At 70.5% G+C, this 23125-nt stretch carries 25 protein-coding genes and 1 tRNA gene; 8 read left to right on the forward strand and 18 right to left on the reverse strand.

The window, feature by feature from the left end:
* Positions 1 to 139: 139 nt before the first annotated feature.
* The 7 genes from mutL to ACLBYB_RS04205 all read right to left on the reverse strand — a co-directional run bounded on the left by mutL (position 140) and on the right by ACLBYB_RS04205 (position 7369).
* Entirely contained in the window at positions 140 to 2086 is a 1947-nt protein-coding gene (gene mutL / locus ACLBYB_RS04175) for a DNA mismatch repair endonuclease MutL (RefSeq protein ID WP_447697950.1), read from the reverse strand.
* Positions 2087 to 2144: 58 nt separating this feature from the next.
* Positions 2145 to 2498, reverse strand: coding sequence for a hypothetical protein (locus ACLBYB_RS04180; protein WP_020091438.1), 354 nt, complete (start codon positions 2496 to 2498; stop codon positions 2145 to 2147).
* A 144-nt stretch (positions 2499 to 2642) separates the two neighbouring features.
* Positions 2643 to 3629, reverse strand: coding sequence for a branched-chain amino acid ABC transporter permease (locus ACLBYB_RS04185; protein WP_020091437.1), 987 nt, complete (start codon positions 3627 to 3629; stop codon positions 2643 to 2645).
* A gap of 20 nt (positions 3630 to 3649) precedes the next feature.
* Positions 3650 to 4537, reverse strand: coding sequence for a branched-chain amino acid ABC transporter permease (locus ACLBYB_RS04190; RefSeq protein WP_043380394.1), 888 nt, complete (start codon positions 4535 to 4537; stop codon positions 3650 to 3652).
* Positions 4538 to 4565: 28 nt separating this feature from the next.
* Entirely contained in the window at positions 4566 to 5783 is a 1218-nt protein-coding gene (locus tag ACLBYB_RS04195; protein WP_020091435.1) for an ABC transporter substrate-binding protein, read from the reverse strand.
* 94 nt (positions 5784 to 5877) lie between these two features.
* Entirely contained in the window at positions 5878 to 6618 is a 741-nt protein-coding gene (locus ACLBYB_RS04200) for an ABC transporter ATP-binding protein (RefSeq protein ID WP_042674624.1), read from the reverse strand.
* A complete protein-coding gene (locus ACLBYB_RS04205) occupies positions 6611 to 7369 on the reverse strand; it encodes an ABC transporter ATP-binding protein (RefSeq protein ID WP_026604669.1) in 759 nt (252 codons plus the stop codon). The genes ACLBYB_RS04200 and ACLBYB_RS04205 overlap by 8 nt, the downstream gene beginning before the upstream one ends.
* Before the next feature lie 211 nt (positions 7370 to 7580).
* Between ACLBYB_RS04205 and ACLBYB_RS04210 the strand changes: the two genes are divergently transcribed.
* Positions 7581 to 8459 (forward strand): 2-dehydro-3-deoxygalactonokinase, encoded by an 879-nt coding sequence (locus ACLBYB_RS04210; protein ID WP_447697951.1) that lies wholly within the window; start codon positions 7581 to 7583, stop codon positions 8457 to 8459.
* On the forward strand, positions 8456 to 9091 hold the full coding sequence (locus ACLBYB_RS04215; protein WP_447697952.1) for a 2-dehydro-3-deoxy-6-phosphogalactonate aldolase: 636 nt from the start codon (positions 8456 to 8458) through the stop codon (positions 9089 to 9091). Before ACLBYB_RS04210 ends, ACLBYB_RS04215 begins: the two co-directional genes overlap by 4 nt.
* Positions 9092 to 9301: 210 nt before the next feature.
* Here ACLBYB_RS04215 and ACLBYB_RS04220 read toward each other — a convergent pair whose 3' ends face one another.
* From ACLBYB_RS04220 to ACLBYB_RS04240, 5 genes are all read right to left on the reverse strand, one after another.
* Positions 9302 to 9544 (reverse strand): hypothetical protein, encoded by a 243-nt coding sequence (locus ACLBYB_RS04220; protein ID WP_020091430.1) that lies wholly within the window; start codon positions 9542 to 9544, stop codon positions 9302 to 9304.
* Positions 9545 to 9687: 143 nt separating this feature from the next.
* Positions 9688 to 9861, reverse strand: a complete 174-nt coding sequence (locus ACLBYB_RS04225) for a hypothetical protein (protein WP_447697953.1) — start codon at positions 9859 to 9861, stop codon at positions 9688 to 9690.
* Positions 9862 to 10046: 185 nt separating this feature from the next.
* Positions 10047 to 10967: a histone deacetylase family protein gene (locus ACLBYB_RS04230; protein WP_447697954.1), complete on the reverse strand. Its 921-nt coding sequence runs from the start codon at positions 10965 to 10967 to the stop codon at positions 10047 to 10049.
* On the reverse strand, positions 10964 to 11905 hold the full coding sequence (locus tag ACLBYB_RS04235; RefSeq protein ID WP_447697955.1) for an NAD(P)/FAD-dependent oxidoreductase: 942 nt from the start codon (positions 11903 to 11905) through the stop codon (positions 10964 to 10966). Before ACLBYB_RS04235 ends, ACLBYB_RS04230 begins: the two co-directional genes overlap by 4 nt.
* Before the next feature lie 172 nt (positions 11906 to 12077).
* A tRNA-Leu gene (locus ACLBYB_RS04240) sits at positions 12078 to 12162 on the reverse strand.
* A 124-nt stretch (positions 12163 to 12286) separates the two neighbouring features.
* Here ACLBYB_RS04240 and ACLBYB_RS04245 point away from each other — a divergent pair.
* Complete coding sequence (locus ACLBYB_RS04245; protein ID WP_056522002.1) at positions 12287 to 12868, forward strand: YqaA family protein; 582 nt, start codon at positions 12287 to 12289, stop codon at positions 12866 to 12868.
* A gap of 2 nt (positions 12869 to 12870) precedes the next feature.
* Positions 12871 to 13359: a disulfide bond formation protein B gene (locus tag ACLBYB_RS04250; protein WP_447697956.1), complete on the forward strand. Its 489-nt coding sequence runs from the start codon at positions 12871 to 12873 to the stop codon at positions 13357 to 13359.
* A 23-nt stretch (positions 13360 to 13382) separates the two neighbouring features.
* Here ACLBYB_RS04250 and ACLBYB_RS04255 read toward each other — a convergent pair whose 3' ends face one another.
* The 4 genes from ACLBYB_RS04255 to cpdR form a co-directional block, all read right to left on the reverse strand.
* Positions 13383 to 13835: a DUF1178 family protein gene (locus tag ACLBYB_RS04255; protein ID WP_447697957.1), complete on the reverse strand. Its 453-nt coding sequence runs from the start codon at positions 13833 to 13835 to the stop codon at positions 13383 to 13385.
* 20 nt (positions 13836 to 13855) lie between these two features.
* Positions 13856 to 14713 carry a carbon-nitrogen hydrolase family protein gene (locus ACLBYB_RS04260; protein WP_447697958.1) on the reverse strand — a complete coding sequence of 286 codons (858 nt, stop codon included), beginning with the start codon at positions 14711 to 14713 and terminating at the stop codon, positions 13856 to 13858.
* The gene (gene grxC, locus ACLBYB_RS04265; RefSeq protein WP_056522015.1) at positions 14706 to 14975 is read right to left on the reverse strand and encodes a glutaredoxin 3; all 270 of its coding nucleotides are present in this window, start codon (positions 14973 to 14975) and stop codon (positions 14706 to 14708) included. The genes ACLBYB_RS04260 and grxC overlap by 8 nt, the downstream gene beginning before the upstream one ends.
* A gap of 116 nt (positions 14976 to 15091) precedes the next feature.
* Positions 15092 to 15448, reverse strand: a complete 357-nt coding sequence (gene cpdR / locus ACLBYB_RS04270; RefSeq protein ID WP_003603128.1) for a cell cycle two-component system response regulator CpdR — start codon at positions 15446 to 15448, stop codon at positions 15092 to 15094.
* A 206-nt stretch (positions 15449 to 15654) separates the two neighbouring features.
* On the opposite strand from cpdR, the gene ACLBYB_RS04275 reads away from it, so the two are divergent.
* Positions 15655 to 16557, forward strand: a complete 903-nt coding sequence (locus tag ACLBYB_RS04275; protein WP_447697959.1) for an N-formylglutamate amidohydrolase — start codon at positions 15655 to 15657, stop codon at positions 16555 to 16557.
* A 341-nt stretch (positions 16558 to 16898) separates the two neighbouring features.
* On the opposite strand, the gene galU is transcribed toward ACLBYB_RS04275, so the two are convergent.
* The gene (gene galU, locus ACLBYB_RS04280; protein WP_447697960.1) at positions 16899 to 17768 is read right to left on the reverse strand and encodes a UTP--glucose-1-phosphate uridylyltransferase GalU; all 870 of its coding nucleotides are present in this window, start codon (positions 17766 to 17768) and stop codon (positions 16899 to 16901) included.
* 171 nt (positions 17769 to 17939) lie between these two features.
* Between galU and galE the strand changes: the two genes are divergently transcribed.
* From galE to ACLBYB_RS04295, 3 genes are all read left to right on the forward strand, one after another.
* Entirely contained in the window at positions 17940 to 18932 is a 993-nt protein-coding gene (gene galE, locus ACLBYB_RS04285; RefSeq protein WP_447697961.1) for a UDP-glucose 4-epimerase GalE, read from the forward strand.
* Between the two features lie 4 nt (positions 18933 to 18936).
* Entirely contained in the window at positions 18937 to 20124 is a 1188-nt protein-coding gene (locus ACLBYB_RS04290) for a lytic murein transglycosylase (protein ID WP_447697962.1), read from the forward strand.
* Positions 20125 to 20217: 93 nt separating this feature from the next.
* Complete coding sequence (locus ACLBYB_RS04295) at positions 20218 to 21648, forward strand: SGNH/GDSL hydrolase family protein (protein ID WP_447697963.1); 1431 nt, start codon at positions 20218 to 20220, stop codon at positions 21646 to 21648.
* A 35-nt stretch (positions 21649 to 21683) separates the two neighbouring features.
* On the opposite strand, the gene ACLBYB_RS04300 is transcribed toward ACLBYB_RS04295, so the two are convergent.
* The gene (locus tag ACLBYB_RS04300) at positions 21684 to 23117 is read right to left on the reverse strand and encodes a glutamate synthase subunit beta (RefSeq protein ID WP_020091416.1); all 1434 of its coding nucleotides are present in this window, start codon (positions 23115 to 23117) and stop codon (positions 21684 to 21686) included.
* Positions 23118 to 23125: the final 8 nt, after the last annotated feature.

Here is a 23125-nt window from a genome sequence, read left to right on the forward strand (position 1 = left end):
GAGATCGGTCATGGCTCCGCGCCTCCCATGCGCACTGTCGGTTCGGGACGGCTGGCGCCCCGGTCTTCGAGCCGCAGCGTCACACGCCGTTGTGGACCGGCCCCGCGCGTGCCGCCAGCCGGATCGACGGCGCGGCGCCTCATCGGCGGCCGAACAGCCGCTCGATGTCGGCGAGCTTCAGTTCGATCGAGGTCGGGCGACCGTGGTTGCACTGTCCGGAATTGGGCGTCGCCTCCATCTCGCGCAGCAGGGCGTTCATCTCCTCCGGCCGCAGGCGACGCCCGGCGCGGATCGAGCCGTGGCAGCTCATGCGCGACAGGACCGCGTCGAGACGTCGCCCGAGCGGGCCGCCCTCCGTCGCCGGGACGCCGCCCTCCTCGTCGCCGCTGGCCTCCAGGGCGTCGAGGATGTCGGTGACGAGGTTGCGCGTCGAGGCTCCGATCAGCGCCGCCGGCACCTCGCGCACGAGCACCGCCCCGGGTCCGAACGCCTCGATGGACAGGCCCAGCCGGTCGAGATCGGGAGCGGCCGCGACGAGCCGGTCGGCCTCCTCGGGGCTCATCTCGACCACGTCCGGGATCAGTAGGCCCTGCCGGGCGATGCCGCCGGCCTCCCGCTCGGCCTTCATCCGCTCGTAGACGAGGCGCTCGTGGGCGGCGTGCTGGTCGACGATCACAAGGCCGTCGCGGGTCTGGGCGAGGATGTAGGTCTCGTGGATCTGCGCGCGGGCGGCCCCCAGCGGATGACCGAGCGCCTCCACAGCGTCGGCGGCAACGCGGGTGTCGGCCTGGGGCGGGGCCGCCACGGCTTCGGGCTCGGGCCCGGCCCAGACGGCCTGAGCGGCCTCGCCGAAGCCGGTCGGCTCGACCCGCGCCGGCTGCGGCGCCGGCCTCCACGCCGCCGAGGAACGGTAGCCGGGGGGCGCTGCCACCGAGGGTGCACCGCTCGGGAAGGGGCCCGGCCGCGTCGGCCGGAACAGGCTCGGCGCGGTGGCGCCGCTGTGGGTGGCGAGCGGCGCCCCGGCCGATCGCAGGGCGTCGAGGGTCCGCGCGGCGCCGGTGGTGGCCGAGCGGGCGCCGCCGCGGCGCAGGGCGTCGTGGATCGCGCTCACGATCAGCGCCCGCACGAGGCCCGGCTCGCGGAAGCGCACCTCGGTCTTGGCCGGGTGAACGTTGACGTCGACGAGGCCGGGGTCGCACGCGACGGCGAGGCCGAGCACCGGGTGCCGGTCGGAGGCCAGCGTGTCGGCGTAGGCGCCGCGGATCGCCCCGAGCAGGAGCCGGTCGCGCACGGGGCGGCCGTTGACCGCGAGGTGGATATGGGTCGCCGCACCGCGATGGTAGGTCGGCAGGCCGACATGACCGGCCACCGCGAAGCCCTCCCGGGCCAGGGAGACCGGCAGGGCGTTGGCGAGGAAGTCCTGCCCCAGCACTGCCGCGAGCCGGCGCAGCTCCGCCTCGGCCCCGGTCTCGGCCGGCAGGACCAGGGGCTGCCCAGCATCGGCTCTCAGGGTGAAGCGGATCCCGGGCTGCGTCGCGGCGAGGCGGCGCAGCGTCTCGGCGATCGCGGCGTTCTCGGCCCGGTCCGACTTCAGGAACTTGAGCCGCGCCGGCGTGGCGGCGAAGAGCTCGGTCACCTCGATCCGGGTGCCGCGCTGGGCCGGGGCCGGACGGACCTGCCCCTTCATCCCCGCGTCGACGGTGAGGCTCGCCCCCGCCTCGGCCTCCGGCGTGCGGGTGACGATGGCGAGCCGCGACACCGCGCCGATCGACGGCAGGGCCTCGCCGCGGAATCCCAGGGTGTCGATTGCCGTGAGGTCGCCGCCCGGGAGCTTGGAGGTGGCGTGCCGCTCGACCGCGAGGTCGAGATCGTCCGGCGTCATGCCGCGGCCGTCGTCGACGACCCGGATCAGTCGGCGCCCCCCGGCCTCGACGGTGACCTCGATCGCCCGGGCCCCGGCATCGATCGCGTTCTCGACCAGCTCCTTCACGGCCGAGGCCGGGCGCTCGACCACCTCGCCCGCGGCGATGCGATCGACGAGGACGGGGTCGAGGCGGCGGACGGACGGCGCGGACAGGGAGGACATCGGCGCGCAGGATAGTCCCTGCGCGGCGGCGATCCAATCGGCCGGTCGTGCCGACCCGTCAGGCGCGGCGCTTCGACCCGCCCAGGGAGATGCGGCCGGCGCCCCCGCGCGGTCCGTGGCTCGCCGCCGCCACGGGACGGCGGGACAGGTCGTAGAGGACGTTCCCGACGAGGCCCGCGGTCCGCCGGAGGGTCGGGCCCTCGCAGGTCGCCGCGACGCGGACGCCGATCGCGTGGGTGTGACTGCGGCCGTAGAGCCAGACGGCGAGCCGGGCGCGCGTCGCCTCCGGGATCCCGTCGAGCAGAAGCGCGGCCCCGTCCGGGTCGGCCTTGATCAGGCGGCCGACCACGTCCGGTGCGACCGGGCAGTCGAGGGCCGGGTCGTCGATGCTGAGCGTTCGGTCCTGGGTCATGGTGGCCCTGACAGCGTGGAGCCGTCAGCGTGGGCAGTCTTGGTTAACGAAGGCTCACCACAAGTCGCAGCCCCGATCCGCCATTGCATGTCGCGACGGGGGCGTTGCCGCGCTGCAACCGCCACCCGCCCCGGATCCCGCGTCCTAGAGCGGCCGTCGGATCAGCCGGGCGATCAGGCCGACGATGCCCTCACGGAACAGCAGCACGCAGAGCACGAAGACGCAGCCCTGGATGATCGTCACCCAGGCACCGAACTGCGCCAGGTAGGTCTCCATCGTGACGATCACCAGCGCGCCGACGATCGGCCCGAACACCGTCCCCATGCCGCCGACGAGCGTCATCAGCACCACCTCGCCGGACATCGACCAGTGCACGTCGGTGAGCGAGGCGAGCTGGAACACGATCGCCTTCGTGGAGCCCGCGAGCCCGGCGAGCGTCGCCGAGAGCACGAACACCGCGAGCTTGTACTGGCTGGCGCGGTAGCCGAGCGAGATCGCCCTCGGCTCGTTGTCGCGGATCGCCTTCAGCACCTGCCCGAAGGGCGAGTGGATGATCCGGTAGATCAGCAGCATCCCGGCCATGAAGACCACGGCCACCACCGCGTACATGACCCGGTCGTCGGCGAGGCTGATCGCGCCGAACAGGTTGCCGCGGGGCACCGCCTGGATGCCGTCCTCGCCGCCGGTGAACTTCGCCTGCAGGGAGAAGAAGAACACCATCTGGGCGAGCGCCAGGGTGATCATCGAGAAGTAGATGCCCTGCCGGCGTATCGCCAGGGCGCCGAAGACCAGACCCAGCAGGGCGGCCGTGACCGTGCCGGCGAGGATCGCCAGCTCGGGCGTGAAGCCCAGGCTCTTGGCCGTGTACGCGCAGAGGTAGCTCGCCATGCCGAAATAGGCGGCGTGGCCGAAGGAGAGCAGGCCGCCGTAGCCGAGCAGGAGGTTAAAGGCGAGCGCGAACAGCGCGAAGCACAGCACCTTCATCAGGTAGACGGGGTACAGGACGAGCGGTGCCACGACGAGCAGCACCGCGATGCCCACGAAGATGAGGCGGTGGAGCGCCTTGTCGTCCCGACTCGTCGGCACGGCGGCGGCGATCGGGGCGGCGTCGAGGGCGGCGGTGTCGGCCATGGGGGTGCCTCAGATCGCGATCAGGCCGTGCGCCCGAACAGGCCGGCGGGTTTGACGAGCAGCACCAGCACCATGATCACGAAGATCACGGTGGCGGACGCCTCCGGATAGAACACCTTGGTCAGTCCCTCGACGAGGCCCAGGGCGAAGCCCGTGATCACCGAGCCGATGATCGAGCCCATGCCGCCGATCACCACCACAGCGAAGACCACGATGATGATGTCGGCGCCCATGTTGGGATTGACCGAGTAGATCGGCGCAGCGAGCACCCCGGCGAAACCCGCGAGCGCGACGCCGAACCCGTAGGTCAGCGTCAGGAACAGCGGCACGTTGACCCCGAACGCCTGGACCAGGGTCGGGTTCTCGGTTGCGGCGCGCAGATAGGCGCCGAGCTTGGTCTTCTCGATCACGAGCCACGTCGCGATGCAGACGGTCAGCGAGGCGACCACCACCCAGGCGCGGTAGTTCGGCAGGAACATGAAGGGCAGGCGCTGGCCGCCGGACAGCTCGGCCGGGATCGCGTAGGGCAGGCCCGACACGCCGTACTGGTTGCGGAACAGGCCCTGGATGATCAGCGCGAGACCGAAGGTCAGCAGCAGGCCGTAGAGGTGGTCGAGCTTGTAGAGCCGGGCGATGAGCACCCGCTCCAGCACGATGCCGAAGGCGCCCACCACGAGCGGTGCGAGCCCCAGCGCCCACCAGTAGCCGAGACCGACATAGGTGAGCAGCATCCAGGCCACGAACGCGCCCATCATGTAGAGCGCGCCGTGGGCGAAGTTGATGATGTTCAGGAGCCCGAAGATGATCGCGAGCCCGAGCGACAGGATCGCGTAGAACGAGCCGTTGATCAGGCCGAGCAGGAGCTGACCGAACAGGGCCTGCGTCGGCACACCGAAGATCGTGGTCATGGCCGGTCTCCGCGCCCCGAACCCACTGTCAGCCCTTCACCAGGGGGCAGTTGCCCTCGTTGAGCGGCCGGAAGACCTGGTCGCCCGGGATGGTCTCGAGCTTCTTGTAGAGGTCCCACTCGCCCTTCGATTCGGCGGGCTTCTTGACCTCGAACAGGTACATGTCGTGGATCTTGCGGCCGTCCGCGCGGATCACGCCCTTGCCGAACAGCGGGTCGTCCGTCGGCATCGCCTTCATCTTGGCGACCGTGGCGGCGCCGTCGGCGGTCGACTTCGTCTCGGCCACAGCCTTCAGGTAGTGGAGCACGTCCGAGTAGACGCCCGCATGGTTCGCGGTCGGCTTCGAGCCGTTCTTCATCTGCTTGGCGAACCGGTCCGAGAAGGCGCGGGTCTGGTCGTTCAGGTCCCAGTAGAACGGCTCGGTGAGCACCAGCCCCTGTGCCACCTTGGTGCCCAGCGAGTGCACGTCCGAGGAGAAGACCAGGAGGCCGGCGAGCGCCTGGCCGCCCTCGGTGATGCCGAATTCGCCCGCCTGCTTGATCGCGTTGATCGTGTCGGTGCCGGCATTGGCCAGCCCGATCACCTTGGCGCCCGAGCCCTGCGCCTGCAGCAGGAAGGACGAGAAGTCCGAGGTCGGGAACGGCGTCTTCACCGAGCCGACGACCTTGCCGCCGTTCTTGGTGATGACCGTGCTGGTGTCGCGCTGCAGGGTCTGGCCGAACACGTAGTCGGCCGTGAGGAAGAACCACGTGTTGCCGCCGCGCTTGACCATCGCGCCGCCGGTGCCGTTGGCGAGCGCCACCGTGTCGTAGACCCAGTGGATGGTGTTCGGCGTGCATTGCGGGCCGGTGAGGTCGGCCGTGCCGGCGCCTGTATCGATGAAGACCTTGTTCTTCTCCTTGGTGACCTGGCTGATGGCCAGCGCCACCGAGGAGGTCACCCCGTCGGTGATCATGTCGACGGCGTCGCGGTCGTACCATTGGCGGGCGATGGCCGCGCCGACATCCGGCTTGTTCTGGTGGTCGGCCGAGACGATCTCGACCTTCAGCCCATGCTGCTCGGGCTTGAAATCCTCGACCGCGAGCTTCGCGGCCACGACCGAGCCCTCGCCACTGATGTCCGAGTAGGCGCCCGAGCGGTCGCCCAGGATGCCGATCTTCACGTTCGTCTGCGCGGCTGCGGTGCCCATCATCAGGGCGCCGGCGAGGGCGGCGAGGGTCACGGGCCGGGCGATGCGTCCGAGCATTTTCGTTTCCATCCTCCAGCGGCGCGGCGGATCTCCGCCGGCCGAGTATCGAGTCGCCGCTTTCTGGCGCTTCTACGGTTTTCGCGTGCGAGATTCAGACGCCGAGATAGGCGTGCAGCTTGTCGATATTGGCGTCAAGCTCGGCATTGGGGATCATGTCGACCACCCGCCCCTGCTCGATCACGAAGTGCCGGTCCGCCAAAGTCTGGGCGAAGCGGAAATTCTGCTCCACCAGGACGATGGTGTAGCCCTGAGTCTTCAATTGCTGGATCGTCCGGCCGATCTGCTGGACGATGACCGGCGCGAGACCTTCCGTGGGCTCGTCGAGCAGGATCAGCTTGGCGCCTGTGCGCAGGATGCGCCCGATCGCCAGCATCTGCTGCTCGCCGCCCGAGAGCTTGGTGCCCTGGCTGCCGGCGCGTTCCTTGAGGTTCGGGAACAGCGTGTGGATGTCGGCCACCGACATGCCGCCGGGCTTCACCCGCGGCGGCAGCATCAGGTTCTCGTGGACCGTCAGGCTCGCGAAGATGCCGCGCTCCTCCGGCACGTAGCCGATCCCGAGCCGGGCGATGTTGCGCGAGGCCATCCGGACCGTCTCGACGCCGTCGTAGACGATCGAGCCCGACCGCTTGCCGAGGATCCCGATGATCGCCCGGAGGGTCGTCGTCTTGCCCGCGCCGTTGCGGCCGAGCAGCGTGATCACCTCGCCCGCGCGCACGTCGATGTCGATGCCGTGGAGGACGTGGCTCTCGCCGTACCAGCCCTCGAGGCCGCGGACGGTCAGCAGCGCGTCGGTCGCGGCCGCCGGAGGTGTCTTCAGAGCCGCCTCAGGCATGTCCCGCCCCGATATACGCTTCGACCACGCGCGGATCCTTCGAGACCGTGGCGTAGTCGCCCTCGGCCAGCACCTGCCCGCGAGCTAGCACGGTGATCCGGTCCGACAGGGAGGCGACCACCGAGAGGTTGTGCTCCACCATCAGGATGGTGCGGTCCTTCGAGACCCGGCGGATGAGTTGCGCCGTGCGCTCGACGTCCTCGTGGCCCATACCGGCCATCGGCTCGTCGAGGAGCAGCATCTCCGGATCGAGGGCGAGAGTCGTGGCGATCTCGAGCGCGCGCTTGCGCCCGTAGGACAACTCGACCGCGAGCACGTCGGCGAAGTCGGAGAGGCCTACCGCCTCGACGAGGGCGAGCGCCTCGCCGTTCAGCGCGCGCAGGACCCGCTCGGGCCGCCAGAAGTCGAAGGAATCGCCGCGCCGCCGCCGCTGCAGGGCGATGCGGACATTCTCCATCACCGTGAGGTGCGGGAACACGGCCGAGATCTGGAAGGAGCGCACGAGCCCGAGGCGGGCGACGTCCGCGGCCTTCAGGCCGGTGATGTCGCGGTCCTTGTAGCGGATCGTCCCCGCGGTCGGGATCAGGAACTTCGTCAGGAGGTTGAAGCAAGTGGTCTTGCCGGCTCCGTTCGGCCCGATGAGAGCGTGGATGGTGCCGCGCTCGACCTGCAACGCCACGCCGTTGACGGCCCGGAATCCGCGGAATTCCATCGTCAGGCCATCGGTCGCCAGGATTACATCCCGTGCCAAGCGTGTCCCTCCCGGGTTCGATTTCTTGCCGCCATATCGCCGATCCGCAGCCGTGCAGTCCATCGCAAACGCTCGTGGCGGCGCGACAATCCCCCGGGAGTGATATCAGTCGCCCTCCGTGTCACGACGGCCGCCGGACAGAACTTGACCGCGCCGCGCGCCGCACTTAACTCAGACAATTTTTCGCGTGGCTCTTCTGAGAGGTTTCGGCATGGGCGATCGCCCGGCCTACATCGCCGTCGACTGGGGCACGACGAACCGGAGGGCCTTCGCCGTCTCGGAAGCGGGCGTCATTCTCGACAGCCTGCACGACGAGCGTGGCGTCCTCGCCCTGACGCCCGACGCCTATCCGGCGGAGATCGCGGCCCTGCGCGCGCGACTGGGCGCTGACCTCATCATCGCCGTCGGCATGATCGGCTCCAACCGGGGCTGGCAGGCGGCGCCCTACGTGGCCGCGCCGGCCACCCTCACCGGCCTGGCCGAAGCCTGCCTCGAGCCCGCCCCCGGTGTCCGGATCGTCCCCGGCGTCGCCCTGCGGGGCGGTGGTCGCCCCGACGTGATGCGGGGCGAGGAGATCCAGGTCTTCGGGGCGATCGGAGCGGGCGCGGCGCCGGCGACCGCCCTGTTCTGCCAGCCCGGCACGCACAACAAGTGGATCGAGACCGTCGACGGGTCCATCACGGATTTCACCACCGTGATGACCGGAGAATTCTTCGCCCTCCTGCGGGCACACGGGATCCTGGCCGGGACGCTCGACGGCACGGTCGGGGATGGGGCCGCCTTCCGCGCGGGTGTCCGGCGCGGCCTCGCGTCCCGCAATCTCGCCGCCACCCTGTTCGAGGTCCGCTCCGGCCTCCTGCTCGACCGGCTCGCCCCGGAGGACGCGGCGGCCCATGCCAGCGGGATCCTGATCGGCGCCGATATCGGCACTCGGGACGACCTCCGGAGGCGCCCGGTCCATCTCCTCGGCGGCGGCCGCCTCGGGGCACTCTACGCCGCCGCCATCACCGATGCGGGCGGGGATCCGGTGATCGTGCCGGACGGTTCAACCACGGCCGGTATCCACGCCATCTGGAGTCTGCGGGCATGACCATCCTCGACCGGTTCGAGGCGGCCTTCGCGGCCTGCCCCCTCGTCGCCATCCTGCGGGGGCTCACGCCGGACGAGGCACCCGCCGTGGGGGAGGCGCTGGTCGGAGCCGGGTTCACCCTCGTCGAGGTGCCCCTCAACTCGCCGGACCCGCTCCGGAGCATCGCGACGCTCGCCGAGCGCCTCGCCGGGCGGGCGCTGGTCGGGGCCGGCACGGTCCTGACGCCGACTCAGGTCGGTGAGGTCGCCGCTGCTGGCGGAACCCTCGTGGTATCGCCAAACGGCGATCCGGCCGTCATCGGCGCCACCGTCGCGGCGGGCCTTGTCTCCCTTCCGGGCTATCAGACGCCCACGGAGGCTTTCGCGTGCCTGGCGGCGGGAGCAACCGCGCTGAAGCTGTTCCCGGCGGATGTCGCGACGCCCCTGGCGCTCCGGGCGCATCGCGCGGTCCTTCCGCCGGACACGCGGGTTCTGGCCGTCGGCGGAGTCTTGCCCGAGACCATCGCGGGCTGGCGGCAGGCGGGCGCCGATGGATTCGGCCTCGGGTCCAATCTTTACCGGCCCGGGAAGGCGGCGGCCGACGTTGCCCGCGACGCCGCGGCCTACGTGGCGGCGTTCGAGCGCTCCGCCTGAAGACACCGACGGCGGGCCGTCCGGTCGGGCCGAGCAGACACGGCAGAGCGTGTCGGCCGCGCCCCCTGACCTTCGCGCGATGCGCGCCTCCGCAGGCGGCCTGACCGCGCCTGTGCGACCGGTTCACAGCGCGATCGCCGCCGCGTCGTCGCGGTCGGCCACGTCACCGGCGAGGCCCGGCCGCGGGTCGCAGGCTGGCGGGGTGTCGCGCTATCGGCGGTTCGCGATCTCGCGGGCCGGCCGGTCGGATCGGTCGACCACCGTCCGGCACGCGCCGCTCAGCGACACCCGCTTCTCGCGGAGGCAGAGTGTGATCGCCCCCGCGTTCGGGATCTGGGCAGCGCACAGGCGCATCACGTCCGGCGTGCAGGCTGCCCGGTCCGCGCCGGTCTCCGCGAGCGCGGGCGCCGTGCCGACGAGAACCGCGAGGAGGGCGAAAGTGGCGGACTTCATCAAGGATGTCTCCTGAGCGGATCGAGGCAGCGAGCGGCCAAGCCTCGGCGTCCGGCGAGAACGCCGAGGCCGGAAAAGATATCCCGTCGTGCTTGTTTCAATCTGACGCAGGTTCGCGGCCGCGGAGTGAGGGGCCGCTGACGTCACGGACGTATCGCCGGTGCGATCGCACCGGTCGTCGCAGGCTCGACCAGAGCCGCGCCGGCGACCGGTTGTGATCTCTGGCGATCGAGCTTGTCCGCCGAGACGAGGGCGGCGGCGATCAGGGCCGACACCGCCAGCGTCGCCTTCACCACGTCCCAGACCCGCGTGAGCATGGTCGATCCCCAACGGCGTCATCGAGTGCGAGCAGCGGATCCGCCTCATCAATCCGCCTGCCCCGCATCCTCGACCGGAGCCCTTCCCAAAACCTTTCCCGTGAACCCGAGGACTGCATATCGACCGTCGCGTGATGCAATCCGGTCTCACCCCGAGAACTCGCGCAGATTTCCCGCGCAGCATCTCACGCGAGCGTCGATCCCGCGGCCGCCTCGGCGGCCAGCGCCTCGAAGACCAGGGCGTGACGGCGCGCCAGGGCCTCGACATCGTGTGTGTACCCGCCGCCGATCACCGTGGCGAGCGCGATCCCACGGGCGCGGGTCTGCGCCACGACGTAGCGATCGCGGGCGAGCAGTCCGTCATCGGTGAGGCAGAGACGGCCGAGACGGTCGTCCCGATGGGGATCGACGCCCGCGTTATAGAAGACGAGATCCGGCGCGAACGCGTCGAGGAGCGTCGGCAGGCGGGCGCGCAGGACCTCAAGATAACCAGCATCATCAAGACGGTCGGGCAGACCGATGTCGAGGTCGCCGGCGATCTTCTGGGCCGGGTAGTTGTTCTCGCAATGGATCGAGAGCGTGAACAAGTCGGGACTGAGGGCGAGGCAGTCCGCGGTCCCGTCGCCCTGATGCACGTCGAGGTCGACCACGAGGACGCGCCGGACCAGACCTTCGGCCTGGAGGGTGCGGGCCGCCACCGCGACATCGTTCAGCACGCAGAAACCGGCGCCCTGCCGGCGCCGCGCGTGGTGGCTGCCGCCGGCGGCGCTGCCCGCGAGGCCTTCCGCGAGGGCGAGGCGCCCGGCCAAGAGGGTGCCGCCCACCGAGGCGCGGGAGCGGCGGACAAGGGCGGCGTCGACCGGCAAGCCGATCGCCCGCTCAATGTCCCGGCCGACATCGCAGGCGAGCACCGCGTCCACGTAGGCCGGATCGTGGGCGCGTAGCAGTATCTCGGCACTGGCGGGCTCCGGCGTGACGAAGCCCAGGGGCGCCAGACCCTTGGCGACCAAGGTCTCGGCGAGCAGGCCGTACTTGCGCATCGGGAACCGGTGGCCTGACGGGAGCGGCGCCTCGTAGGCCGGATGGAAGGCAATCGGCGGGATCACGCGGGCCGGCCCAGATCGGCCAGGAGGCACCGGGCCAGTGCCTGACCGCTGTCGTAGGCCGCCTCGATCCGGGCGCCGAGGCACCAATCCCCGCCTGCCCCGAGACGCAGGTCCGGATCGTACAGGCAGGGTTGCTCCAGGGCGGTCTCGACCTGGGCGTAGCGCCAGCGATGCGCCTCCGCGTGGGACGGCCGGAGCGTGGCGCCGAGGACGTCCTCGGCCGCTCCGAGAAGCGCGGCGATGACCGCCTCGCGCGGGGCCTCGAGATGTCCGCGGGACCAGGCGGGCGTCGCGTGCACCGTGAGCCGCGAGCCCGCAGGCCTCCCGGGCTTCGCGGAATCGTGCGCGATCAGGCCGATCGGATCGGTCCGAGGCTGGACGAGGACATCCCGCGGTCGCGTCTCCGTCGCCACCATGAGCGACCAGCACGGCGCATAGGTGGCGCGCGGGACACCGGGCAACGCGACGCCCGAAGCCTCGAGCAGCGTCGTGACCTGAGGGGCCGGGACGGTGATCGCGACGGCGTCGAACGGGCCATGCACGGTGCCGGCCGCGTCCTCGAGGTGCCAGCGCGCTCCCTGCCGTCGAAGCCGCACGACGGTCGTCGCGCTCGATACCGGAAGGTCCGAGAGCAGGGCGCGGACGGGCTCCGTCATGCCCGGCACGCCGACATGGCGGTCGGAGCCGGCCCAGGGCGCAACGATGCCCAGCCGCGTCCACCGGCCGAGCTCGGCCGCGAAGGCGGGCCCGCGCGCGCGCATGAATTGCGCGCCGTGGTCGAACTGCATCTCACCGACCCGCCGGGTCGCCATGCGTCCCCCGACCCCGCGCCCCTTGTCGAAGATTCGGACGCGGAGGCCCGCCTCGGCCAGCCGGCGCGCGGCGGCCGCGCCTGCCATGCCGGCTCCGAGGACCGCGACAATTCCGTGCTCGTTCACGCCCTTGCCCCGTTCTGAACGACCGGCCCCGCCGCCGCGTGAGGGCGAAGATAGGGGCCGAGCCACGCGGCGTCAGAGCGACGGAATCGCGCTCGTCATGGACGGGACCGGTGTTCGCGGCGCGGATACGGTCAGGCTGTCAGGCGAAGTCCCGCGGCGATCGATGGCGCCGTGGTGCGGGTAGAGGGAATCGAACCCCCACGCCTTGCGGCTGGCGATTTTGAGTCGCCCGCGTCTACCAATTCCGCCATACCCGCGTGCCAGCGCTCTTCGCATAGGTCGGCGGCTCCGGCCAAGTGTTGTTTTGCGTCGGTCGGCGATCTGGCCAAGGCGGGGCGCCTATGCTCAAAGGGCGGCCGATCTCATAATCCGGGACCTTGAATGCTCCGCCGGCTCTACGCGTGGATCCTGGCCCTCAGTGACCGGCCATCCGCGCCCTACGCGCTCGGTGCTGTGGCCTTCGCCGAAAGCTCCTTCTTTCCGGTTCCACCGGACGTGATGCTCGTCCCGATGGCGGTCGCCCGGCCGGACCGGGTCTGGTTCTACGCCACGATCACGACGGTCGCCTCGGTCCTCGGCGGTCTGGTCGGCTACGCCATCGGAGCCCTGCTGTTCGACTCCGTCGGTGAGTGGCTCATCCGCCTCTACGGCTTGCAGAACTCGGCCGCCACCTTCCAGGACTCCTACGCGCGCTACGGCCACTGGGTGATCCTGCTGAAGGGGCTCACGCCGATCCCCTACAAGCTCGTGACGATCACGTCGGGTTTCGCGCATTACAGCCTGTTCTGGTTCACGATCCTGTCGATCGTGACCCGCGGCGCCCGCTTCTTCATTCTCGCCGGACTGCTCGGCCGCTACGGTGTCCAGATTCGCGGCGTGCTCGACCGGCACCTGAACGCGGTCGCGGCGATCTCCGTCGCCGTCATCGTCCTCGGCTTCCTGCTCTTCAAGGTGATCCTGTAGCGATGAACACGGCGGCTGCCCTGCGCCTCAAGACCGCTGGCCTCTGGCTCGCGATCGCCTCCGCCCTCACCGTCGGGGCCGCGCTCGTCCTCCAGTACGGATACGGCTACGCGCCGTGCAAGCTCTGCCTGACCGAGCGGCTGCCCTACTACGCCGCCGTGCCGCTGGGTCTGCTGGCCCTGTTCCTGCCGGAGCGTTTGGCGCGGATCGCCCTCGGGCTCGCGGCCCTCGGCCTGCTCTACGGGGCCGGGATCGGGGTCTACCACGCCGGCGCGGAATGGGGCTTCTGGCCGGGACCCGCCGATTGCGGCGGCGGCACCGGCGCCAATCCGGGCCAGGTCGGCGACTTCCTCAACAGGCTGCAGACCACGAAGGTGGTCGACTGCTCGGTGGCCGCGCTCCGAGTGCTGGGCGTGTCGCTCGCCGGCTGGAGCGCCGCGATCTCGGCCGTACTGGCCTCCTTCGCGGGGACCGCCGCGCTGCGTCCCTGAAGCGCGCGGACCGGCGAGGCCGATCAGTTCCGGTCGTCGGGCAGGACCGGAATCGCCGCCACCTCGATGCCCTCGTCGATCAGGGCCCGCGCCTCCGCGGGGCTCGCTTCACCGTAGATCGAACGCCCCTCCGCCTCGCCGTAGTGGATCTTGCGCGCCTCCTCGGGGAAGCGCGCCCCGACATGCTCGGCATTCGCCACGACGTGCTCCCGGAGCGCGCGCAGCATCGCCCGCATCTGACGCTCAGGCTCGGCGATCATGGTCACCGGCGCCTCCGCCTTCGGGATCGGTGGCGCCGCGCGCTCCCGATCCGTGCGGGCGACGCTCGGCACCATCAGGGCCTTGCTGACCTTGGCGCTGTCGCAGATCGGGCACGTCACGAGGCCGCGCGTGACCTGCGTGTCGTAGGAATCGGAGGATTGGAACCAGCTCTCGAAGCCGTGCCCGGCATCGCAGACCAGACTGTACCGGATCATTCTGTTGCTTGCTGTGGTGACTACTGCGCGGCCCTGAACCGCGGACCGACGCGTTCGACGGCGAAGGGCCGGCCGTGCTGCAGCGAGGGGATGCGGGCCCGGGCCTCCGCGACCTGCGCGAGGTCGATCTCCGCCAGGATGATCCCCGGCTCGTCCCCGCCGGCATCGGCCAGAACCCGGCCCCAGGGATCGACGATCAGCGAGTGGCCGTAAGTCTCGCGCCCGTCCTCGTGCCGACCGCCCTGCGCAGCCGAGATCACGAAGGCGCCGGTCTCGATGGCCCGAGCTCGCTGCAGGACGTGCCAGTGGGCCTCGCCGGTCTGCCGGGTGAAGCAGGCGGGGGCCGTCAGCACGTCGGCGCCCGCCTCGGCGAGGGCGCGGTACAGCGCGGGGAAGCGGATGTCGTAGCAGATCGTCAGGCCGAGCGTGGCCCAGGGCGTCTCGGCGAGCACCGCGCAGGCGCCACCGGAATAGGTCGCAGATTCCCGCCAGCGCTCGCCGCTCGGCAGGTCGACGTCGAAGAGATGCAGCTTGTCGTAGGAGGCCAGGATCTCCCCGTCGGCGCCGATCAGGTAGGCGCGGTTGGCGATCTTGTCGCCGGCCCTGACCGCGATCGAGCCGATCTGGACGACCGTTCCGGTCTGACGCGCGGCCTCGCGGAGCGCCGCCAGGGTCGGGTCCTGCTCCTCGGTGGTGACGTGGGCGAACAGACGCTCGCGGCTCCGCTCCACCAGGGACGTCATCTCGGGAGTCTGCACGTAGGCCGCGCCCCGCGCCGACGCCTCGCGCACGCCCGCCACGGCCGCGTCGCGATTGGCGGCAGGGTCGCGCCCCGACCGCATCTGCACGCAGGCAGCCGTGAAGCGGGGCTCAGGCATCGGCCGTGTCCTTGAGCAGCGGGTCGAGCTTGCCGGCGCGATCCAGGGCGTACAGGTCGTCGCAGCCGCCGACATGCGTGGCGCCGACGAAGATCTGGGGAACGCTGGTGCGGCCGCCCGCACGCTCGACCATGGTGGACCGGGCGCCCTGCACGCGCTCGACGTCGATCTCCTGGAAGGCGGCGCCCTTCTCCTTCAGCAGGCTCTTGGCCGCCGAGCAGTAAGGACACCAGGCCGTGGTGTAGATTGTGACCGGCTGCATCGCGATCGTCGTCCCGCGCGTGAACTCGGGACATATAGGAGCGCGGGGCGCGCCTTGCCTATGCCCGTGTGGTCACAGGGCAACGCGCGCGCGCCGTCGACGAAGCATCGACAGGATCAGGCGGCCAGGAGCTTCTCGACCTCGTTGACGAGGTCGCGGAGGTGGAAGGGCTTCGACAGGACCTTGGCGTCCTTCGGGGCCTTCGAATCCGGGTTGAGGGCGACCGCCGCGAAGCCGGTGATGAACATCACCTTGATGTCGGGATCGAGCTCGGTGGCGCGGCGGGCCAGCTCGATGCCGTCCATCTCGGGCATCACGATGTCGGTCAGCAGCAGCTCGAACGGCTCCTCGCGCAGCCGGTTATAGGCGGAGAGGCCGTTGTCGAAGGACAGGACATCGTAGCCCGCGTTCTGCAGCGCCTTGGCCAGAAACCGGCGCATGTCGTTGTCGTCTTCCGCCAGCAGGATTTTCATCGGCCGGATCCGAGCCTTCGAGTCGAGAAGTTGATCCCATAAAGGGAGGCGATGGTAAACAAGGTGTTAGGATGGAGCGCGCAGCCGCCGCCGCGTGTCTCCCGGGCGACTGCGTCGGCCGCCGGTGCGGAGTGGACAGGCGATCGATCGCACACCACAGTGAGCGCCTGCCGTCCTCGTTCAACCGCCGGGGTGTCCACCAGCCGATGACTGCAACCGAACCGGTACAGCCAGACGCCTTCGGATTTGCCCCGGCCTTCGCGGTCGACGAGCCCGCGGCGCACACCCTGCCTTTCGTCTTCAATACCGGTCATTCCGGGGCCGTCTACCCCCCCGACTTCATCGCGGCCTCGCGGCTCGACGCGCTGACCCTGCGCCGCTCCGAGGATGCCCACGTCGACCGCCTGTTCGGATCGGTCGTCGGACTGGGCGCGCCGCTCCTGCGGGCCAACTTCCCCCGCGCCTTCCTCGACGTGAACCGGGAGCCCTACGAGCTCGACCCGCGCATGTTCGAGGGGCGCCTGCCGCCCTTCGCCAACACCCGGTCGATGCGCGTCGCGGGCGGTCTCGGGACCGTGCCCCGGGTCGTCGCCGACGGCCAGGAGATCTACGCCCGGCGCCTGCCGGTCGCCGAGGCGACCGCCCGGATCGAGAGCCTGTACAAGCCGTATCATCGCGCGCTGCGCGGACTGGTCCAGCGCACGGCGCGCACCCACGGCCACTGCATGCTCGTCGATTGCCACTCGATGCCGTCCTCGAGCCTCGGCCGCGATCCGGACATGAAAGCCGATGTGGTGCTGGGCGACCGCTACGGCACGGCGTGCGCACCCATCCTGATCGACGGATTCGAGGCCGCGTTCCGGGCCCGGGGTTTCCGCGTGGTCCGCAACAAGCCCTACGCCGGCGGCTTCATCACGGAGCATTACGGCGAGCCGAACCTCGACCGCCACGCGCTCCAGATCGAGCTGAATCGGGGGCTCTACATGAACGAGGCCAGCCTCGCGATGACGGCGGGCTTCCCTGCACTGGTCGAGGCGCTGCGCAGCGTCGTCGCCGATGTCGCCAAGGACCTCGACGATCTCGTCCCCCGCCGGATGGCCGCGGAATAGGGGCGCTGCCCCGACCGTTCACGAAGAAGAGCGGCGGTATGCCGGAAAGAAAAAAGGCCACTCCCGAAGGAGCGGCCCGAAGTCTAGGGAGGAAACGCCCAAGAAGGGCAGCGAGACCGCTACGCCATCGCGATCTCGCAACGCACAAACTAAAGTGCGCCGCACAAGAAGCAAGCGCAATTCGCCCGCCGCGGCCGCTCTGCGCGCATACCTGAAGCGCGTTCGCTGGCCACCGCGCGCGTCGCCGCGTGCAGGCGTAGCTCGGACGAGAGCGAGAACCGATGCGGTCGAACGTGTCGCCTAGCGGGGCGCGGTGATCGGATCCGCGCCCGCAGCGCCGGTCATCCCTGGCTCTTGAGCAGCTTCTCGATCTCGGCCCGCAGGGGTCCTGCGAGATCGTTCCGCTCCAGGGCGTAGGCGAGATTCGCCGTGAGGAAGCCGAGCTTCGAGCCGGTATCGTAGGTCCGGCCCTCGTAGCGCATGCCGTAGAACGCCTGCTTCTCCATCAGGTCGATCATGGCGTCCGTGAGCTGGATCTCGCCGCCCGCGCCCTTCTTGCCGTGCTCGAGGATCCCGAAGATCTCGGGCTGGAGGATGTAGCGCCCGGAGATGATGAAGTTCGACGGCGCCGTGCCCTGCTTAGGCTTCTCGACCATCCCGGTGATCTGGAAGGACTGGCCGTAGGTCTCGCCCACGCTGACGATGCCGTACTGGTGCGTCTCCTCGGGCGCCACCTCCTCGACGGCGATGATGTTGCCGCCGTGGCGATCGTAGGCGGCCAGCATCTGCTGCATACAGCCGCGGCTCAGCATGTCGGGGAGCAGCACCGCGAACGGCTCGTCGCCGACGATCTCGCGGGCGCACCACACCGCGTGGCCGAGGCCGAGCGGCGCCTGCTGGCGGGTGAAGCTGGTCTGGCCGGCCCTCGGCAGGTCCTTCTTCAGCTCCTCGTAGGCGGCCGTCTTCCCGCGCTCCTGAAGGGTGTGGTCGAGCTCGAACGCGATGTCGAAATGGTCCTCGATCACCGCCTTGCCGCGGCCGGTGACGAAGATGAAGTGCTCGATCCCGGCCGCGCGCGCCTCGTCGACGACGTGCTGCACCACCGGCCGGTCGACGACCGTGAGCATCTCCTTCGGGACCGCCTTCGTGGCGGGCAGGAAGCGCGTGCCGAGGCCCGCGACGGGGAGGACGGCCTTGCGGATCGGTTTCATCGAGCGGTAACCCCGGAACTGGATGGAACGACGTGGTCAGCTGTGCGGTCAGTGAGATAGCTTAACGCGAGCCGTCGCAAGCATGTACATCGTTAGTATGAGGCGGCGGGGCGTAAATTTCCCGTCTGCAAAGGCGTAAGCAGTTGCCGGGATGGCGGCAGTGAGGGCGAGATGGCGGTTCTGGTGACGGGGGGTGCCGGCTACATCGGCAGCCACATGGTGCTGGCGCTCCTCGACGCCGGCCATGAGGAGGTCGTCGTCCTCGACGATCTCTCCACCGGCTTCGACTGGGCGGTCCCAGAGGGTGTGAAGCTCGTCGTTGGCGACGTGGCCGACCAGGCCCTCGTGACGCAGACCATCCTGCAGCACCGCATCGATGCCCTGGCCCACTTCGCCGCCAAGATCGTCGTGCCCGAATCCGTAGCCGACCCCCTGGGCTACTACCTCGCCAACACGGTGAAGACCCGCGCGCTGATCGAGGCGTCGGTGCGTGCCGGCGTCAAGAATGTCATCTTCTCCTCGACCGCGGCCGTCTACGGTGAGCCCGAGGCCTCGCCGGTTCCCGAGGACCTGCCGCTGAAGCCGATCAATCCCTACGGCCGCTCAAAGCTGATGAGCGAGTGGATGATCGCCGACGCCGCCGCGGCGCACGGCTTCTCCTACGTGGTCCTGCGCTACTTCAACGTCGCCGGCGCGGATCCGGAGGGACGGTCCGGCCAGTCGACGCCCAACGCCACGCACCTGATCAAGGTGGCCACGCAGGCGGTGCTCGGCCAGCGCGCCCGGCTCGACGTTTTCGGGACCGACTACCCGACCCCGGACGGGTCGTGCCTGCGCGACTACATCCAGGTCTCGGACCTCGCGGAGGCGCATCGCCTCGCCCTCGACCATCTGCGCTCCGGTGGCGAGAGCCTGACGCTGAACTGCGGCTACGGGCGCGGCTACTCGGTCCTCGAGGTCGTCGAGGTCGTGAAGCGGATCTCGGGCCGCGACTTCGAGGTGCGGCTGTGCCCGCGCCGGGCCGGCGATCCGGCCCAAATCGTCGCCGAGGCGGCGCGCATCCGCGATCGCCTGGGCTGGCAGCCCCGGCACGACGACCTCGACGCCATCGTCGGCCAAGCCCTCGCCTGGGAAGAACGCTTGGAGAAGCGCAATCGGATCTGACCGGATGCATTCCCGTCGATGGATCCTGGCCGCGGCGGCGTGCCTCGCGACCGGCCCGGCCCGCGCCGAGGACGCCTTCCGGGCGTTCGTCGAGGCCCTGCGTTTGGACGCGGCGGCGCGGGGCGTCTCCGCCGCGACCTTCGACGCGGCGTTCCGCGGGATCACAGGACCTGATCCCGGAATCCTGGCGCGAACCCGCCGCCAGAGCGAGTTCAGTCGGCCTGTCTGGGAGTACCTCGTCGGCGCGGTCTCGGCCGGCCGCATCGCGCGCGGCCGCGACCGCGCCGCTACCCTCGCGTCGACCCTGACGGCGATCGAGGCCCGCTACGGCGTTCTGGGTCCGGTGGTGATGGCGTTCTGGGGCGTCGAGTCGGATTTCGGAGCGAGTGCGGGCAGCGTCCCGACCGTCCGGGCGCTGGCGACGCTCGCCGAGGCGCGGCACCGCGGCAGCCTGTTCCGCGACGAGCTCCTCGCCGCCCTCACGATCCTGCAGCGCGGCGACATCGCGCCCGACCGGATGAGCGGCAGCTGGGCTGGCGCGATGGGTCAGGTGCAATTCCTGCCCTCCACCTACCTGGCCCACGCGGTCGACTTCGACGGCGACGGCCGGCGCGACATCTGGACCAGCGCGGCGGATTCGCTGGCCTCGATCGCCGCCTATCTCAAGGATCTCGGCTGGAATCCGACCTTCTCCTGGGGCTACGAGGTGCGCCTGCCAAAGGAGTTCGACCTGAGCCGCTACGCGGGCGATCTCGCGAGCTTCGCCGAGCGCGGCGTTCGCCGCACCGACGGGCAGCCGCTGCCGGGGGCCGGGCGCGCCAGCCTGTTCCTGCCCGGAGGCCTCGGCGCGCCGGTCTTCCTGATCACCGACAATTTCGAGGTGGTCCGGGGCTACAACACCTCGGATTCCTACGCGCTGGCAGTGGGTCACCTTGCCGACCGCCTCGCCGGCGGTCCGCCGCTGGCCGCGCCGTGGCCCGCCGGAGCCCGCCTCGACGGGCCGGGCCTCCGCGCCCTGCAGACCGGCCTCGCGGCTTCCGGCTACTACGACGGGCCGACGGATGGACGCGCGGGCCCGAAGCTGCGCGAGGCGGTGCGGCGCTATCAGATCAGCGTCGGATTGCCGGCCGACGGGTACGCGACGCCGGCCCTGCTCGCCCGCGTGGCCGGGAAGGCAGCGCCGCGACGCTGAGCCCGGCGAGAGGTTTAGACCCGCGCGCGGCTTCCACCTATAGTGGCCGCGGTCCGAACGGGCCCGGTTCGGCGTAAAGCGTACGGGATGCGCATGGTCCTCGCTCGTCGGCGTCCTCCGGGACGCCCCCTCATCCTCGGGCTCTCGGTCCTGTTGGGGCTCGCGGAGGTGTCGACCTTCGGGGGCGGTCCGGCCCGCGCGCAGTGGGGCGACAGCTACCAGCAGCAGCAGGGCGGCACCTATTACCAGGCGCCGCCGCGCCGGCGGCCGCGGGACGCCTATTACCGCGACGACGGGACGTCCGGGCGCCAGCCCCGCTACGCGCCGCAGCAGGAGGCGCCGCGCCAGTTCTACTGGCCCTGGGAGGACAGGCCGCAGCCGGTGGCGCCGCAGCCGGAGCGCACCTACCGGGCCCCGCGCCAGCGAACCAATCCCTACGCGACCGGAGAGGCGCAGCGTCCGCCCCCCGCGGTGAAGCGGCGGGTCCGTCCGGCCCGGGCGCCCACACCGCCGAAGCCCGCGGTCGCCAAGACCGAGCCGAACGTCCAGATCGCCGTCTTCGGCGATTCCCTCGCCGACCATCTCGCCAAGGGCCTCGACGACGTGTTCGAGGACAATGCCGACGTCGCCGTGATCGACCGCGCGAAGGGCGACAGCGGTCTGGTGCGCAAGGACGTGGTCGACTGGCCGAAGGTCGCGCAGGATTACCTCCAGAGCAACGCGAAGGTGCGCTACGCCCTGGTGATGTTGGGCGCCAACGATCGGCAGCCGATCCGCGAGGGCGACGAGACGGCCGATCCCCTCACGGACCGCTGGCGCGCCCTCTACCGCGCCCGGGTGGAGGCGCTGGCGAAAGTCTTCACCGACCGCAAGATCCCGCTGATCTGGGTCGGTCTGCCGCCGGTCCAGAGCGAGTCCCTGAGCCGGGACCTCGCTTCCCTGAACGACATCGTCCGGGACACCGTTACCAAGGCCGGCGGGACCTACGTCGATATCTGGCCGGGCTTCGTCGACGACCGAGACCGGTACGCCGCGTCGGGCCCGGATCCGGAAGGCCAGATCGCCAAGCTCCGTACCGCGGACGGTGTCCATTTCACCAAGGCGGGCGATCGGAAGCTGGCCCACTTCGCCGATGTCGAGCTGAAGCGGCTGATGGGCGCGGTGCCGGGCACGGCCGAGCCGTCGCCGACCGCGACAGTGGCGCCGACGGCACCGCCCGCGACACCCGGGCCGAGCCTCGACGGTACAGCAACGGCCACCGATACCGCGGCGATCGATCGTCAGATCACCGCGATGCTGCCGAGCCTGCCGGAGCCGCCCGGCGTGCCGGCGCTCCCGGTGAAGCCCGCGGCCGGCCCCGTGGTACCGTTGAGCCGGAGCGAAGTGTCGCCCGGCGGGGCGCTGCTGAATGGCCGTCCGCGCGATCCGGACAATTCCGGGACCGTGGAGCGGACGCTGCTGCGCGGCAACGCGCCGATGCCGCAGCCCGGCCGAGCCGACGATTTCCGCTGGCCGCCCGGCTGAGCCGGGCGGGCCCTTCGCACGCTCTCAGCAGGCCGTCAGCGCGGCAGGACGCTGGCGCCCATCAGCATCTCGTCGATGGCGCGCGCCGCCTGACGGCCCTCGCGGATCGCCCAGACCACCAGGGACTGGCCGCGCCGCATATCGCCGGCGGCCCAGATCTTCGCGTCCGACGTGCGGTAGTCGTCCTCGTTCGCCTCGACATTGCCACGCTTGTCGACGCCGACCCCGGACTGCTCCAGCAGACCCTTCTGGACCGAGCCCGCGAAGCCGATCGCCATGAAGACGAGGTCGGCCGGCAGCACGAACTCGGTGCCGGCGATCGGCTGGCGCTTGGCATCGACGCGGGCGCAGACCACGCCGGTGAGCTGGCCCTTCTTGTTCCCCTCGAGCCGCAGGGTCGCGGCCTGGAACTCGCGCTCCGCGCCTTCCGCCTGGCTGGACGAGGTCCGCATCTTGGTCGGCCAGTAGGGCCACACGGTGAGCTTGTCCTCCCGCTCCGGCGGGCGCGGGCGGATGTCGAGCTGCGTCACCGACAGGGCCCCCTGGCGGAACGCGGTGCCGACGCAGTCGGAGGCGGTGTCGCCGCCGCCGATGACCACCACGTTCTTGCCCGCGGCCAGGATCGGCTGCTCGCCGTTGCCGCGCATCGGCTCGGCGCTCACGCGCCGGTTCGACTGGACGAGGTAGGGCATCGCGTAGTGGACGCCCTCGAGGTCCTGGCCGGGGAGCTGCGGGTTGCGGGGATCCTCGGCGCCGCCGCAGAACATCACGGCGTCGAACTCGGCCTTGAGCTCGTCGACCGACTTCGTGACGCCGATGTTCTGATTGTAGTGGAAGACGACGCCCTCGGCTTCCATCTGGCGCACGCGCCGGTCGATATGGCGCTTCTCCATCTTAAAGTCCGGGATGCCGTAGCGGAGAAGGCCACCCGCCTTCGGCTCGCGCTCGAACACGTGGACGTCGTGCCCGACGCGGGCGAGCTGCTGCGCCGCCGCCATACCGGCCGGTCCGGAGCCCACGATCGCGACGCGCTTGCCGGTGCGGGTCTGCGCCGGCTCGGGCTTCACCCAGCCCATGTTCCAGGCGCGGTCGGCGATCGCCTGCTCGATCGTCTTGATGGCGACCGGCTGGTTCTCGAGGTTCAGCGTGCACGCCTCCTCGCAGGGCGCGGGGCAGACGCGGCCGGTAAACTCCGGGAAGTTATTCGTGGAGTGGAGGTTGCGGGACGCCTCCTCCCAATCCGACTGGAAGACGAGGTCGTTCCAGTCCGGGATCTGGTTGTGGACCGGGCAGCCCGTCGGCCCGTGGCAGAACGGGATGCCGCAATCCATGCAACGCGCGGCCTGTTTCGTCAGGTCGTGCTCGTCGAGCGGGAGCGTGAACTCGCGGAAGTGCCGGACCCGGTCGGCGGCGAGCTGGTACTTCTGCTCCTGCCGGTCGAACTCGAGGAAGCCTGTGATCTTGCCCATTGGTCAGC

This window comes from Methylobacterium sp. D54C, assembly GCF_053345595.1.

Bases quoted from the DNA above. Each gene is read 5' to 3' on its own strand.
- mutL (WP_447697950.1), bottom strand. From the start codon at position 2,086: ATGTCCTCCCTGTCCGCGCCGTCCGTCCGCCGCCTCGACCCCGTCCTC.
- ACLBYB_RS04180 (WP_020091438.1), bottom strand. From the start codon at position 2,498: ATGACCCAGGACCGAACGCTCAGCATCGACGACCCGGCCCTCGACTGC.
- ACLBYB_RS04185 (WP_020091437.1), bottom strand. From the start codon at position 3,629: ATGGCCGACACCGCCGCCCTCGACGCCGCCCCGATCGCCGCCGCCGTG.
- ACLBYB_RS04190 (WP_043380394.1), bottom strand. From the start codon at position 4,537: ATGACCACGATCTTCGGTGTGCCGACGCAGGCCCTGTTCGGTCAGCTC.
- ACLBYB_RS04195 (WP_020091435.1), bottom strand. From the start codon at position 5,783: ATGCTCGGACGCATCGCCCGGCCCGTGACCCTCGCCGCCCTCGCCGGC.
- ACLBYB_RS04200 (WP_042674624.1), bottom strand. From the start codon at position 6,618: ATGCCTGAGGCGGCTCTGAAGACACCTCCGGCGGCCGCGACCGACGCG.
- ACLBYB_RS04210 (WP_447697951.1), top strand. From the start codon at position 7,581: ATGGGCGATCGCCCGGCCTACATCGCCGTCGACTGGGGCACGACGAAC.
- ACLBYB_RS04215 (WP_447697952.1), top strand. From the start codon at position 8,456: ATGACCATCCTCGACCGGTTCGAGGCGGCCTTCGCGGCCTGCCCCCTC.
- ACLBYB_RS04220 (WP_020091430.1), bottom strand. From the start codon at position 9,544: ATGAAGTCCGCCACTTTCGCCCTCCTCGCGGTTCTCGTCGGCACGGCG.
- ACLBYB_RS04225 (WP_447697953.1), bottom strand. From the start codon at position 9,861: ATGCTCACGCGGGTCTGGGACGTGGTGAAGGCGACGCTGGCGGTGTCG.
- ACLBYB_RS04245 (WP_056522002.1), top strand. From the start codon at position 12,287: ATGCTCCGCCGGCTCTACGCGTGGATCCTGGCCCTCAGTGACCGGCCA.
- ACLBYB_RS04250 (WP_447697956.1), top strand. From the start codon at position 12,871: ATGAACACGGCGGCTGCCCTGCGCCTCAAGACCGCTGGCCTCTGGCTC.
- ACLBYB_RS04255 (WP_447697957.1), bottom strand. From the start codon at position 13,835: ATGATCCGGTACAGTCTGGTCTGCGATGCCGGGCACGGCTTCGAGAGC.
- ACLBYB_RS04260 (WP_447697958.1), bottom strand. From the start codon at position 14,713: ATGCCTGAGCCCCGCTTCACGGCTGCCTGCGTGCAGATGCGGTCGGGG.
- grxC (WP_056522015.1), bottom strand. From the start codon at position 14,975: ATGCAGCCGGTCACAATCTACACCACGGCCTGGTGTCCTTACTGCTCG.
- cpdR (WP_003603128.1), bottom strand. From the start codon at position 15,448: ATGAAAATCCTGCTGGCGGAAGACGACAACGACATGCGCCGGTTTCTG.
- ACLBYB_RS04275 (WP_447697959.1), top strand. From the start codon at position 15,655: ATGACTGCAACCGAACCGGTACAGCCAGACGCCTTCGGATTTGCCCCG.
- galU (WP_447697960.1), bottom strand. From the start codon at position 17,768: ATGAAACCGATCCGCAAGGCCGTCCTCCCCGTCGCGGGCCTCGGCACG.
- galE (WP_447697961.1), top strand. From the start codon at position 17,940: ATGGCGGTTCTGGTGACGGGGGGTGCCGGCTACATCGGCAGCCACATG.
- ACLBYB_RS04290 (WP_447697962.1), top strand. From the start codon at position 18,937: ATGCATTCCCGTCGATGGATCCTGGCCGCGGCGGCGTGCCTCGCGACC.
- ACLBYB_RS04295 (WP_447697963.1), top strand. From the start codon at position 20,218: ATGGTCCTCGCTCGTCGGCGTCCTCCGGGACGCCCCCTCATCCTCGGG.
- ACLBYB_RS04300 (WP_020091416.1), bottom strand. From the start codon at position 23,117: ATGGGCAAGATCACAGGCTTCCTCGAGTTCGACCGGCAGGAGCAGAAG.